Origin of the sequence: Legionella cincinnatiensis (assembly GCF_900452415.1) — a bacterium.
GTDB classification, from domain to species: domain Bacteria; phylum Pseudomonadota; class Gammaproteobacteria; order Legionellales; family Legionellaceae; genus Legionella; species Legionella cincinnatiensis.
Genome location: NZ_UGNX01000001.1, coordinates 236,331 through 250,854, shown reverse-complemented (window position 1 = coordinate 250,854; position 14,524 = coordinate 236,331). Strand labels below are relative to the sequence as shown.

The following is a 14,524-nucleotide window of genomic DNA, read 5'->3' as shown; positions in this document are numbered from 1 at the left end:
TTTTTTCAAAAACAAGATTACCAAACTCTATGCATTATGGATAAAATTAATACTAGCATGATCAAGCCTGATCAAAAAGATAAGCCTCTCATTTCCGTAGTTATCCCTGTATTTAATGAAGAAGGCAATATAGATCGAGCTTATGAATCAGTGAAATACGTTTTTGAAAACCAATTATCGAATAAGTATGACTTTGAAATCATTTTTACCGATAATCATAGCGTGGATAATACCTATCAAGAATTGCAAACACTTGCAATGCGTGATTCTCGCGTACGAATCGCAAGATTTACGCGAAATTTTGGGTTCAACAAATCGTTGTTAACAGGTTATCGCTTAGCACAAGGCCATGCAGCTATTCAATTAGATTGTGATTTACAAGACTCGCCTGCTCTATTCGAGACGCTCTTATCTTACTGGGAAATGGGACATGATGTCGTCGTAGGCAAACGAAGCAAACGCGAAGAAAATTATTTTTTACAAAGCGCTCGCAAGATATTCTATAGATTGCTAAAACGTATTTCTGAGGATAATCTCACCATAGATGGGGGTGATTTTCGCTTAGTGGATCGCTCAATTCTTGATAAATTACAAACGATCCATGACGCAACCCCCTATGTTCGCGGATTGATATCCACGTTGGCAACCAAACAAATAGCATTCCCTTATGAGCGCCAAGCACGTCAACATGGGAAAAGCAAATTTCCATTCTTTCGTTTATTTGGTCTAGCCATAGATGGTATTGTGAGCCATTCAATTGTGCCTTTACGCCTTGCTTCACTTATTGGATTGGTTGTCGCCACTACAACCTTTTTATTAGCAATTTTTTATATGTTTGGAAAATTATTTCTGAATGGAAATTGGCCTTCAGGTTTTACAACACAGGTGGTATTAATCCTATTTTCTACGGCATTGAATGCCATCTTTTTAGGTATTATAGGTGAGTATTTAGGTAGGATATATAAACAGCTACGCTATCATCCCTTAACAATAATCGAAAGGTCAATCAATCTTCCAAACATTATTAATAAGAATTAAATATGCATAATAAAGAGAATACTACGCCTAAAGCGCCGGCGGAGTTTGATTTATACAGCGAGTCATATTCGGAGCAAATAAATCAATCTTTGGCATTTTCTGGCCTTTCCCATGATTTTTTTACTCGAATCAAAGCAGATTATTTAACTCATTTATTTCACAATAATAACTTTTTAAAAAACCATCGTGAAATTAATGTATTAGACGTGGGTTGTGGGCATGGCTTAATTCATCCTTATCTTTTAGCAAATAATAATAAACTTAAATTATCTGGAGTCGATGTAGCCTCTTCAGTGATCGATATTGCTCTTACAACGAACCCCAACGTTGCTTATCAAACATATGATGGCATCACTTTACCCTATGCCGAAAACACTTTTGATGTTGCCTATGCAATTTGCGTCATGCATCATGTTCCCCCAAAGCAGTGGAATGATTTTTTACAAGAAATGAAACGAGTAGTAAAAATCAATGGCTTGGTGGTTATATTCGAACATAATCCTCTTAATCCTATCACGCTCAAAGTAGTCAAAAACTGCCCTCTTGATAAAGATGCGGTACTAATACGTAGTAAGTTAATGAGAAAAATGATGCAACAAGCAGGATTAACGTTATTAAAGAATACTTATATTTTGTTTACGCCTTTTGATAACCCTTTATTTCAAAAATTTGATCGTATGTTAGGATGGTTACCACTTGGCGCACAATATTATACACTCTCGTCAAAATCATCATGAGCATTCACTTACGTAGGAACGTATTTGTTCAAAAAATCATAAAGATGGGAAAAGAAAAAAGTCGGCTTAATAGAGCCATCCTTAAAATTGATAATCAACTGAGTCGCTATATTTTAGTAGGTAGCATCAATACTCTTTTTAGTTGCTTCCTTTATTTACTTCTTAGTCAATTAGGCTTTTATTATCTCTATGCCCTATCAATAACTTGGTGTGTAGGCGTGCTTTTTAGTTTTAAAGCTACAGGTAAATGGGTTTTCAAAAATAATGATAAAACGTTATTAATAAAATTTATAGCCTTATATTGTATCATTTACTTAATAAGCATTGGCCTACTAAAAATAGGCAATAGCGTTCTGAATAATAGTTCATTAAGTGGCATTATTACCATAATAATAACCTCTGGCTTAAGCTTCTTAGGGAATAAAAATTTAGTATTTATTACAAAGCAGCATAAAAAATAGAAAGGATGGTACATTCTATGAAAGCAGTAATTTTAGCGGGGGGTATGGGAACCCGGATAAGTGAAGAAACACTATTAAAACCCAAACCCATGATAGAAATTGGAGGAAAACCAATTTTATGGCATATTATGAAGATTTACTCCGCTCATAATATTAATGATTTTATTATCTGTTTAGGTTACAAAGGCTACCTAATCAAGGAATATTTTATTAATTACTTTTATCATACATCTGATGTAACCATCGATATGAAAAGAAATACTACTGAAATTCATCAGAGTTACTCTGAGCCATGGCGAGTAACCTTAGTGGATACGGGTGAAAATTCGATGACAGGTGGACGTCTGAAACGAATAAAAGAACACTTAGGAGAGGAAGACTTTTGTTTTACTTATGGAGATGGAGTTGCCAACGTAGATATTACTCAATTAGTTAAATTCCATAAGTTACAAAAAAGACTTGCTACAGTTACCGCGATTAAACCTCCTGCGCGATTTGGTGCCATAAACATAGATGGAGAGAAAATTATTAATTTTCAAGAAAAACCTTATGGCGGTAATGGATGGGCAAATGGTGGATTCTTTGTATTATCGCCGCAAGTGATAGAATACATTAGCGACGATACAACTATTTGGGAGCGCGAACCCATGGAACGGTTAACTGAAGATAATCAGCTTTCTGCATTCCAACATGAAGATTTTTGGTATGCAATGGATACGTTGCGAGACAAAAACTATTTGGAAGAATTATGGGCAAGCAAACAAGCTCCATGGAAAATCTGGTAATGGATTTATCTTTTTGGCATAACAAAAAAGTTTTAATTACTGGACATACTGGCTTTAAAGGCAGTTGGTTGGCTTTATGGTTACAACAACTGGGGGCAAAGGTAGTAGGCTTTTCTCTTGAGCCCCCTACTTCTCCAAATTTATTTACTCTTGCTCATGTTCCTCAAAATATGACGAGTCTTACCGGGGATGTACGCGATTTTAATGCCCTTAAAACTGTTTTTATCGAGCATCAACCTGAAATAGTCTTTCATATGGCCGCCCAATCCTTGGTACGTAAATCTTATGAGGATCCCAGGGAAACCTATGCAACCAATATTATGGGCACGGTCAATGTATTTGAAGCCATAAGAATCACAAAAACGGCCAAAGCGGTGGTCAATGTAACCACTGATAAATGTTATGAAAATAAAGAATCCCTCATTGGATACCGAGAAGAAGATTCTTTAGGGGGATATGATCCTTATAGCAATAGCAAAGCTTGTGCTGAATTAATTACCTCGGCATTTCGTAATTCCTACTACCAAAACACAGAATATCCTTGTGGTTTGGCATCGGCACGTGCTGGTAATGTCATTGGTGGCGGCGATTGGGCCAAGGATCGACTTATTCCTGATATTGTACGAAGTGTTTTGCATGAATCAACATTTACTGTGCGTTACCCACACGCCTTACGACCCTGGCAGCATGTTTTAGAGCCACTTTACGGCTATTTACAGCTGGCTCAACTTCTTTTTTTGTTACCTAATAATTACGCTCAAGCATGGAATTTTGGCCCGGAAGAAGAGGATATTAAATCGGTTGATTGGATAATTCATAGAGTCAAACACTTATGGGATAGTAAACTGTGTATTCAATATACCTCCTCACCAGAATTACATGAGACTTCTTTTTTAAAGTTGGACAGTTCAAAAGCAAAACGAAGCTTAAATTGGAAGCCCATTTGGAATTTAGAGAATGCTTTGCTAAAAACCGTTGCTTGGTATCGCGCCTATGAAAAAGGTGAAGATATGCGCAAAATAACACTGAGACAAATTGATGAGTATCATGCTGATCTTTTATCTCAATCAAAACCCAGTGAACTCAATCAACAAGCACTCAGTTTAACTACAGAAATAGTGGGATAAACAATCAATGTCAAAAGCTACTTCATTGAGCACTAGATTCTTTAATATAAAAAAATTAAGATCCATCATCCCTTGGCAAAAAATAGTACTTCCCATTCTTCTGTTATTAGTGGGTAATTTTTATACTTATTATTCGATTACTCATAAAAATTATCCATCCTTGTTTTACCAAAATGAGTTCGCGCCAGCAGTGATGTTTGCGTGTGGTTACGAATTTGCCAATCCCGCATCGACAAACAGCTCTTTACAATCTTTCTTAGACAATAAAACAAGCTCTTTTGAATGTAAGAATCTTGCCCAGGAGCATGCGACTCCACTTAATTATTTCCAGAGCTTAGAACGTTACATGATTTTAATTGCCGGAGTTTTATGGAAAATATTAGGCGTGAATTGGGATCATTTAATTCCCTTGTTTTTGATTTTGTATAGTATTTGTTTGCTTGCTACCTATTCTATTTTTCGCCTAGGGATGAATCAATTTCTTTCCTTTTTTTTCTCTCTATTTGTCGCATTTTCTTTTTTGCAAATGTACTATGTGACCCAACTAAGAGATTATTCAGTAGCTCCTTTTTTGCTTTGTGTCGTCTGGATTCTAGGGAAATTGGTAATCGCTTCTCCTAATAGAAAACAACTACTCCTACTCTCTCTTTTTTCTGGAGTATGTTTAGGGCTGGGACTAGGATTTAGAATAGATCTACTGGTAGTCCTGCCATTTTTTCTTATAACCGTACTCTTTTTTGTAAAAAGTGGTAAAAATTTCTTTCAAAATAAATTAGCAGCAATAATTCTTTTTTCAATCGGCTTTTTTACTGCTGGTTTTCCAGTTTTATATGCCTTGCATCATCATGGTGGTGGCGATCTTGCTCATATTATTATTCTTGGATTAGCAGATTCATTCACACCAAGCTTAGGTTTGGGACAACCGGAAACTTATTCAGTGATCCCTGCTTATCGAGATTTAATTCCATTTACCGCTGTTAATAGTTTTTCTCAAAGAATGTATGGTGTTGAAGATTTAATACCAACAGCTACAAAAAATTACAGTTATTACAGTACCTTATTTTTAGTGCATTATCTATCAACATTTCCCGCAGATTTTTTAGTGCGCATTTACGCCAGTATGCTTCAAGTTCCATTAATTTTTATCCATGGATTTTGGTATCACGTTTTTAACTCTATTCCTATAAGAAGTATAATCGCCGTTCTTCCTTTTATCGTGACAGCAACCATAGCATTTTTTCAATTGAGAAAAGCATTATTTTTATTATTTACATTACTGTATTTAGGGACTTACCCTGTATTACAGTTTGATCCCAGACATTATTTTTATTTAGAATTTGTTGGTTTGTGGTTCATTGGCTTTTTGTGTCAACAATGCATTTTTCTCGTCAGAAACAAATCTAACAGAGCGCTTTTCGAAGAGATTAAATCCAAAGTGGCATCGCGATGGAAAACAATTGCGGTAACGGCAATAATGAGTTTTGCGAGTTTGAGTATTTTAATAATCTCCTTACGTTTTTATCAAGAAAATCATTTAAACAAATTATTTAACCATTACTTAGATGCAAAGACGGAACTAATTAACCCCATTTTAAGTAAGAAAAATAAGCAGTATATGATTAAGTTGCCTTTAAAAAATAACGATCCTAAATCATCTTATGTGGATACTGTTTATCTTAAAATCAAAAGCAAAGAAAAATGTCCATTAAAGCAAATCTCCTTAAAACTCCACTATCGTGAAAAACCATCCGCTTTTGGGAGTACCGAAGAAACATTAACTATCCCTACTGCTCATGCAATCACCTATTTTTTGCCAATTTATAATTTTCATAATGGATCAGGCCACGATATTCTTGATGAAGCATTTCTTCCTTCTTATTGGGTTGATTCTTTAGAATACTCCAGTGCTGATGCTAGTTGTATCCAGGATATTGCTTACTTGCAAGACCTCAAAAATACCCCTCTTTTATTAACACTAAAACTTCAATCAGGATGGGAAAAAACGAAACTCTATCAATATTTTCAAAGAATATGAATTATATCTGCCATTGACTTAAGGACTGTCTTTTAGTACGTAGCTAGGATTAGACGTAGGCGTATTCCGGAAATTTCTTGCCGCATTTCCCCGGATTACGGCTTTGCCTAATCCGGGCTACAAAAGAATTGGAAGAAGTACGTGTAGCCTGGATTAGACGTAGTCGTAATCCGGGAATTTTTGCCACATTCCCCCGGATTATGGCTTTGCCTAATCCGGGCTACAAAAGAATTGGGAGCAGTCTTACTTAAGTAGAGGCCATTATTTGTTCCGGAGCTTCCTCTTCGTGAACAGTAGGACTACTCCATTTTCGACCATACTTCTCGATTCACATAATCCACATAGCTGGTCACAATTCGAACTATTTTTTTCGAGACACACCCACCTTCATAATCCGAAACTAGAGCAAATACACGTGAATTTTGATCGTGTTGGGAAGTAACAATACGCACTGCGTTTAGAACGCTAGAGGATTTAAGCCCAGACATAATTAAGGTAGCCTCATCCATTCCTTCAGGTCGTTCATGCGTATTGCGTATAGTCACTGCCGGTAAATTTAAAAGAGAAGCTTCTTCTGTAATCGTGCCACTATCCGATAAAATACAATAGGCTTCCATTTGTAATTTAACATAATCTAGAAAACCAAAAGGTTTTAAAAAACGAATCCGCGAATCTAATTCAGTCACATTAAGTGCTTCCAAACGCTTTCTCGTTCTTGGATGCGTTGAAACCACAATAGGCATGTCATATTCTTTTGCTAATGAACATAAGGTTTCCAGTAAGTCATGTAGATTAGCTGGAATATCCACATTTTCTTCGCGATGATTACTCACCAAGAAATACTGTTGCGGGTTTAAATCAAGTTGCGATAAAACATTTGATGATAAAATTTTAGGCATGAAATGATGCAGCACTTCCTGCATGTGTGATCCAGTTTTAATAACTCGCTCCGCAGGGATCCCTTCTTGAATTAAATAGCGACGAGCATGCTCTGATAATACAAGATTAATATCACTCAAATGATCGAGTACTTTACGATTAAGCTCTTCAGGAACTCGCTGATCAAAGCATCGATTACCTGCTTCCATATGAAATACAGGTATTTTGCGTCGTTTAGCAGCAATCACTGACAAACAAGAGTTTGTATCACCATAAAGAAGAAGTGCATCAGGTTGTTCCTTTTCCAAAACTTCATCTGCTTTTTCAATAATCCGAGCAATGGCGCGTGCAGCCGTATCTCCTGCTGCATCAAGAAAATAATCCGGCTTACGAATTTCTAAATCATCAAAAAAAATCTGATTGAGTTCATAATCAAAATTCTGGCCAGTATGAACGAGAACATGTTGGGTATGCTTATCAAATTCAGCAATGACACGAGACATTTTAATCAATTCAGGTCTTGTTCCAACTATAGTCATTACTTTGAGCATTTAAGAATATCCGAAATTTAAAACGATAAGGAGCATCAATTTATCATAAAATAAATTGCAATAACAGAACTCCTCCACGTACGCGCCATTCAAGTAACCCTGGAAAAAAGATCAATTCATCGCCATAACCAAGCGTCTATGCGCACAATAATGAAACATACTAATTGAACCCGCAACAGCAAAAAGTATAGGAATGAAAAAGCTAAAATTAATTCCGGTAAACTCAATAATAAGCACAATTGCTGTGATTGGCATCTTTTGTGCCGCAGCAAGAAATGCTGCGCCACCTATTACCGCAAAAGCAGAGATAGATATTCCAGGCCACATATAACTCCAAAGAATACCCAGAATAACAGCCATTAAAGCACCATTTGCAAGAGATGGAGTCAGTAATCCACCCGCAGCACCCGCCTGTATGCTTGTACAAACAATTAAAACTCTAAGTATCAATAATGCTATAGCAACCCCTAGTGCTAACATATTTCCATCAAATCCTAACTGGGCAGCAGATCGACCATTTCCCAATATTTCTGGAAAATAGATCGACATAAGACCAATGAGAATAAAATTCAATAAACAAAATACTATGATTCTCCAATCACGTGGAGCCCTGCTTTGAGCTCTGTTTGTCATTTCTTTAAACCAATAGGCGGTAAAACCAAAAAGAGGCCCTGATATAATTGCCCAACAAACCACTGATGTATCAAGTACCAAAAAAGGTATATGGTAGAGGGACTGATTACCCAGACCAATCCAAGATATGACTACTGCTATAGCAGCCGTAGTAATTGCGGGAATCACGGCAAATAGATGAAAAGAACCGAGTAAAACCTCTAAAGTAAACATGGCTCCACCAAAGGGAACATTATAAACCGCTGCAAGTCCTGCTCCAGCAGCACAGGCCACAAGTATTCGGCTTTCCTTGGGGTGAAGTTTCATTTTATTAGTGAGCCAGCATGCAAATGTTGCAGCGAACTCTCGAGGAGCGACTTCGCGTCCTAAAGGTGATCCTAAAGCAACCGTTATAATCTGAAGCAACACATGCGCGACAGTAGTTTTTATAGGCATGTAAGGTCTAGGCGACTTAATCGCATTTGCAATACTCACTAGAGGACTTCCATAACGAAAAATGGCCCACCAACCAAACCCAGCAATAAAACCACAAATCAGTAGTATGCCGACTCTCATCAGTGGAGTTGCCATACTTGCAACAAACAGAAAGCTTTCATTTCCAAGAATAGGGAATACAGTATGTTCATAGGCTAAATGTTGCAAAAAATGCAGCAATATAGCCAAAAACATTCCACCAAACCCTGAGAAAACCCCAATAACTACTGTGGCAAAAAAAAGAAGAGGCCATCGAGATGCTCTATATTGGGTCATGAACTACTCCTTTTAATTCATAACGAGATCTGAGCGTTTAATTTTCCTGCAACTTGCAATTGATAAGCAACAATACGAGCAAGGTAGTCAAACTCAATATTTACTTCTTGCCCTGGCTTTAAAAAGCTCAAGGTAGTGTTCACTAATGTGTGTGGAACAAGCATTAAGTGAATGCGTTGATCAGCAACCGAATTAATCGTTAAACTCACCCCTTCAACAGTAATACTCCCTTTAGGAATTAAATACAACATTGCATTAGAATCAAACCCGCTAAGTTCTATTTCAACAAAATCATTCATCTGCTTCATAGAATGAACTTGGGCTCTTGTATCTACATGCCCACTCACATAATGACCACCAAAACGTGTGGATGCGAGCATGGCGCGTTCTAAATTCACTTCATCATCTGCTCCTAAACGACCTAAAGTAGTTCGACTCAACGTTTCAGGAGAAACATCAAAGCACAAATCAGAACCATCAGAAGGTAATAAGGTTAAACAGACACCATTAACCGCAATACTTTCTCCTACTTGTAATTGTTCAAAAGTGGATGAGATAACCAATCGATTAGCACCATCTTGACTCCAATTACTAATTACAACGCCTTTTCTTTCAATTATTCCAGTAAACATGGGTTTCTCTCACTCCTGGCTCAAATGAGTTCTTCTCTCTTGCATGGTTTCTACGCTATTAATTACCGTTTGCCGACAAATCTCTTGCATCACCGGAATCTCTTTAAGCGGTACCCCCTCATGAATTGAATAAGCGATAAGAAAGCTATCTCGCCATATTTTTTCATTTCTTTTTTCTTTAGCCTTCATCCATAAAGCAACCCATAAAAAGTGAAACTGCCATTTAGCGCGATGTAACTCCATCTCTTCACTAAATACTGCATCCATAGCTTCTTTCATACGGCAAACTCTAATCCCATCAACAAAACTGCTGTTGTGATTGACTATTTTATCGATTAGAGGATTTTCCAAATACCAAGATTCAGTAAAGGATTTACTCTTAAGCCACGATTTTGAACGCTGTAAAGACTCTTTAATTACTTCTTGAGTAAAAGGAGTAATTTGAATGCCTAATTGGCCAAATAAGTATTCTAAGTCTAATTTTTGCGGCCGTAAACGAATTCCGAGTAACTCTTGAATTTCTAAAAAATAGATATTGGGTATTTCACCGTGTTCTACGGTTACTGCCAGAAAATGTTCTACAATCATGGTAAAATAAGATAAATCAACCTCGCGTAAGGTCACATTCTCATCAAAAGCTTGTTTGTAATAATCTTTCACATCTTTTGATGAAATTGCAGGCGTTATCCATGCATCTTTAAGACCTAGCTCATATTTGAGCAATAATCCACAAAGTCTATTTTTTCTAGTTTTACGTAGATGAAGAAAAACACCTTGAGAACCGCTACCATCTACTTCCGTTGCTCTGATGATCGCATGAGTCATTTCAGGCTCAGGAGCAAATACGACTCCTTTTCTCCGTTGTACTTTTATCCAAGAATCAAAAAGCGAGTGGTAATTTTCAGGATACCAATACTTAATGGTCTGCAATCGTGAGAGGGAAATAGAGGTTAGAGTAACTCTATCTATAACTTGGCCCATGGTTGCAATAGCTATTTCACGCACTTCAGCCTTTGGATGCAATAATATGAGTAAGGCAATATCGCCCCCTTCTTCGATGCTGTATAGATCAACGATAAGATCAGCAAAAAAATCAGCGGGCATAGCATAGCTTTGAGCAAAGAAATTTTCGGCGATATCAAAAACAGAAAGATCAGACAATTCATGAATTAAATCACGAATGGCATCTAAATGAGATACAGGTTCACCTTCATTAATTAATTCGTCTTCTTCACTGGCCAAATCATAATAAGCATTTCTTAAATCATCGGTGAGCTCAACATGAGACTCATAAAAAGAATTTAATATAGGTAACCAAAAACTTAACGTATGTTTTTGAGAGTTGATAAGTTCAGTTAAATGATCCATTAATTGTGTTAATGTCTTAGCACTGATTTTATTTGATTCCGCAGCACCTTGTAATTGAGCAACACAAATATCCAAAGCAAAAACACAAGCAGAATAAACCGAAAGTCCTTCATCTAACTTTTCTTCTAGATTATTAATAATATCGATGAGCTTAAAAGCAAGTTCTGGCTGCTGGAAAAATAGAAGATACAATTGGGGATCAGGCTCAGAATTTTGCTCAATCAACGTCGCCATTTCGGTTAATAAACGATACAGCTCTGGGGAATTACTGGTCATGTTTGCTTAGGCACCTGTCTTGGTCTACCTTTTTCATCTAAAGCCACAAAAACAAAAACACCTTCAGTAACTTGATATGCTTCTCTTTGAGTCGCAGGATGGGCCCATACTTCAACGCAAATCGTCATGGAAGTATTACCTTGTTTTATCAAATTCACATAACAACTCACAAGATCACCAACATGAACCGGCTTTAAGAAACTCATGGAATGGATAGCAATTGTTGCCACACGCCCTAGGGCTAATCTTTTTGCTAAGATTCCTGCTGCTAAATCCATCTGCGAAACTATCCATCCGCCAAAAATATCACCATTAGCATTGGTATTTGCTGGCATTGCCAAAGTTTGGATTGCGAGGTCTCCCTTTGGAGTATTGCTCATTATTTCCACCGTATTTATATATCGATAAAATCAAAATGAATTTGCTTGTCATTCAATTCATCTTTACTCTACTGCCCCGCGACTTATTCCTGAGAAAATCTCACTAAATTAAAACCTCTACGTACCGAGCTTTATGCCCAGTACGTAGAATGATGGCAGAATCTATTTAGATCCAGATTCCATCTCGAAGCCATGATCCAGAACTTGAAAATTCGTGCTAAGGCTTCGAGACAGCGCTACGCGCTTCCTCTGCCCGAACGATTCGAAGTAAAACCACATCCTCTTATACGAAAAGTTACAGTCAAATTTCGGGTGGAACCCTCAAGGCTTATTCGCGGCCTCCAAGAATCACTTGGACACCGCAAACAAGCTGTGGGGTAACCTCTTCGCTTTTGGCTATAGGGCTTTAGCTGCATGACTCTTTATTGATTTCGTTTTAATTTAGCTAATGCATCGGCCATTGCTGTATTAAATACAGTTTTTTTCACGGGTTCTTTTTTACCCATTTCCGGTTTTTTCTTATGTTCTGATTTTTTACTCTGAGGCACTTTCTTTGTTTCAGAAGCTTTCACTGTTTTTCTCACTGGGGTACTTAACGGTTCATCTTCTAATTTCATACTCAAGCCAATACGTTTTCTTTCTTTATCTATTTCGATTACCTTAACTGTTACAATATCACCAGCTTTCACTACAGTACGTGGGTCTGAAATAAATTTATGCGTCATTGCCGAAATATGAACTAAGCCATCCTGATGTACACCAATATCAATAAAAGCGCCAAAGTTAGTCACATTACTGACCACACCTTCAAGAATCATACCTTCTTGCAAATGCTCAATATCTTCAATACCTTCTTTAAATTGTGCCGTCTTAAATTCAGGTCTGGGATCACGACCTGGCTTTTCCAACTCACTCAACACATCTTTAATGGTTGGTAAACCAAATTGTTCGTCAACAAATTGCTCTGCATTCACGCTACGTAATTCTTCTTTATTACCAATTAGATTTTTTATATCCACTTTTCTATTAGCAATAATTTTTTCAACTAATGAATACGCTTCTGGGTGGACACAAGATGCATCCAGAGGATTATCACCATCCATAATGCGTAAAAACCCAGCTGCTTGTTGAAAGGCTTTATCGCCCATACGACTGATATTCTTTAATTCCATCCTATTTTTAAATGCGCCATGTTCATCACGATAGAGTACTATATTTTTAGCTAAAGTTTCATTAAGACCAGAAACGTGGGATAACAAAGCTGCTGAAGCCGTATTTACATCCACTCCTACCGCATTGACACAATCTTCAACAACACCATCAAGGCATCGAGCCAAGCGAGTTTGATTGACATCATGCTGGTACTGGCCCACACCGATTGATTTGGCTTCGATTTTTACCAATTCTGCAAGAGGATCCTGTAAGCGTCTCGCAATAGAAACGGCTCCTCTTAATGTTACATCCAAATCAGGAAACTCTTGCGAAGCAATTTCCGAAGCAGAATATACAGATGCCCCTGCTTCACTCACGATCACTTTATTAAGCTTCAAATCGGGATACATTTTGATGAGTTCAGAAACTAAGCGTTCCGTTTCACGGGAACCTGTTCCATTACCAATACTAATGAGATTAACATGATATTTTGCAGCGAGTTTCGCTAAGTCAGTAATTGCTGAATGCCATTCGTTTTGGGGGGCAAATGGAAAAACAACCGTGTAATCCAGCAACTTACCTGTATCATCAACTACAACCGCTTTAACTCCTGTTCTAATTCCAGGATCCAGTCCAATGGTAATTTTAGGACCAGCGGGGGCTGCAAGCAATAAGTCACGTAAATTCCTAGAAAAAACTTTAATCGCTTCTTCATCTGCCATTTCACGTAAACGAGTAAGTAATTCGAGTTCAAGCTTAGTAAATAATTTGATTTTCCATGTAAGACGTACCGTTTCGAGCAACCAGCTGTCCGCCTTTCTTTGGCGATCAGCGATATGAAAATAGGTTGCAACCTTATTTTCACCGTAAGAAAGATCATGCTCAGGTAAAATCAAGCTCACTTGTAAAACACCTTCGCGACGTCCGCGAAATAATGCTAAAGCACGGTGGGATGGAATTTTTTTAATTGCCTCAGAATAATCAAAATAATCTGAAAATTTGTTTATTGTTTCTTTTTTCTTGGCACTGCCTGTTGATTTAACAATACCGTGTTGCCATAAATATTCACGTAATTCATTAATCAAATCTGCATCTTCAGCAAAATGCTCCATTAATATATGGCGTGCCCCTTCTAACGCGGCCTTGGCATCCTCAACTCCCGCGTCAGGGTTAACAAAATTTGCAGCTTGCTCTTCGGGATCCAGATCTGCATTTTGCCAAAGCTTTTGGGCTAATGGATCTAATCCCGCCTCTACGGCAATCTGTGCTTTAGTACGACGTTTAGGCCTGAACGGCAAATATAAATCTTCAAGTCGCGTTTTGGTGTCTGCAGCTAAAATGCTCTTTTCAAGTTCAGGAGTTAATTTTTCTTGTTCACGGATTGACTGTAAAACCACCGCACGACGCTCATCTAATTCACGCAAATAAAGCACGCGCTCATCAATAAAACGTAATTGTATATCATCAAGTCCTTCAGTAGCTTCCTTGCGATAACGAGCAATAAAAGGAACTGTTGCCCCCTCGTTCAGCAGACGAATGGCCGCCTCTACCTGCGCTGGCTTAACTTTAATTTCTTGCGCAATAATTGCAGCTAATCCCAACATCTCTTGAGTCATTTACATCCCCGTAACACATAAATAGATAACAATTAACTATCTCACCCTAAATCTTCATCTCATGCAACTGGCAAAGATACGTCATAGCTTATCTTTACCCAAAT

12 protein-coding genes are annotated in these 14,524 nt (G+C 37.5%); 6 read left to right on the top strand and 6 right to left on the bottom strand.

All coding sequences use genetic code 11. The features are described 5' to 3' along the window. Positions 1–57 precede the first annotated feature (57 nt). Genes DYH34_RS01085 through DYH34_RS01060 form a run of 6 tightly spaced genes read left to right on the top strand, consistent with a single transcriptional unit; the run spans position 58 to position 6,183 of the window. Positions 58–1,038, top strand: coding sequence for a glycosyltransferase family 2 protein (locus tag DYH34_RS01085; RefSeq protein WP_238589439.1), 981 nt, complete (start codon positions 58–60; stop codon positions 1,036–1,038). Positions 1,039–1,040: 2 nt separating this feature from the next. After that, positions 1,041–1,775, top strand: a complete 735-nt coding sequence (locus tag DYH34_RS01080) for a class I SAM-dependent methyltransferase (protein ID WP_058464044.1) — start codon at positions 1,041–1,043, stop codon at positions 1,773–1,775. A gap of 44 nt (positions 1,776–1,819) precedes the next feature. Then, positions 1,820–2,236, top strand: a complete 417-nt coding sequence (locus DYH34_RS01075; RefSeq protein WP_238589440.1) for a GtrA family protein — start codon at positions 1,820–1,822, stop codon at positions 2,234–2,236. Between the two features lie 17 nt (positions 2,237–2,253). Next, on the top strand, positions 2,254–3,021 hold the full coding sequence (rfbF, locus tag DYH34_RS01070) for a glucose-1-phosphate cytidylyltransferase (protein WP_058464046.1): 768 nt from the start codon (positions 2,254–2,256) through the stop codon (positions 3,019–3,021). After that, on the top strand, positions 2,985–4,148 hold the full coding sequence (rfbG, locus tag DYH34_RS01065; protein ID WP_238589441.1) for a CDP-glucose 4,6-dehydratase: 1,164 nt from the start codon (positions 2,985–2,987) through the stop codon (positions 4,146–4,148). Before rfbF ends, rfbG begins: the two co-directional genes overlap by 37 nt. 7 nt (positions 4,149–4,155) lie before the next feature. Beyond that, entirely contained in the window at positions 4,156–6,183 is a 2,028-nt protein-coding gene (locus DYH34_RS01060; RefSeq protein WP_058464047.1) for a hypothetical protein, read from the top strand. Positions 6,184–6,482: 299 nt separating this feature from the next. Here DYH34_RS01060 and wecB read toward each other — a convergent pair whose 3' ends face one another. The 6 genes from wecB to DYH34_RS01030 form a co-directional block, all read right to left on the bottom strand. Continuing rightward, positions 6,483–7,613 (bottom strand): non-hydrolyzing UDP-N-acetylglucosamine 2-epimerase, encoded by a 1,131-nt coding sequence (wecB, locus tag DYH34_RS01055; RefSeq protein WP_058464048.1) that lies wholly within the window; start codon positions 7,611–7,613, stop codon positions 6,483–6,485. 111 nt (positions 7,614–7,724) lie between these two features. Continuing rightward, the gene (locus DYH34_RS01050; RefSeq protein ID WP_058464049.1) at positions 7,725–8,996 is read right to left on the bottom strand and encodes a chloride channel protein; all 1,272 of its coding nucleotides are present in this window, start codon (positions 8,994–8,996) and stop codon (positions 7,725–7,727) included. 17 nt (positions 8,997–9,013) lie between these two features. After that, a complete protein-coding gene (locus tag DYH34_RS01045) occupies positions 9,014–9,628 on the bottom strand; it encodes a riboflavin synthase (RefSeq protein ID WP_058464050.1) in 615 nt (204 codons plus the stop codon). A 9-nt stretch (positions 9,629–9,637) separates the two neighbouring features. Continuing rightward, positions 9,638–11,272, bottom strand: coding sequence for a hypothetical protein (locus DYH34_RS01040; protein WP_058464051.1), 1,635 nt, complete (start codon positions 11,270–11,272; stop codon positions 9,638–9,640). Beyond that, complete coding sequence (locus DYH34_RS01035) at positions 11,269–11,652, bottom strand: acyl-CoA thioesterase (RefSeq protein WP_058464052.1); 384 nt, start codon at positions 11,650–11,652, stop codon at positions 11,269–11,271. The genes DYH34_RS01040 and DYH34_RS01035 overlap by 4 nt, the downstream gene beginning before the upstream one ends. 422 nt (positions 11,653–12,074) lie before the next feature. Continuing rightward, positions 12,075–14,420 carry a Tex family protein gene (locus tag DYH34_RS01030; protein WP_058464053.1) on the bottom strand — a complete coding sequence of 782 codons (2,346 nt, stop codon included), beginning with the start codon at positions 14,418–14,420 and terminating at the stop codon, positions 12,075–12,077. Positions 14,421–14,524 lie beyond the last annotated feature (104 nt).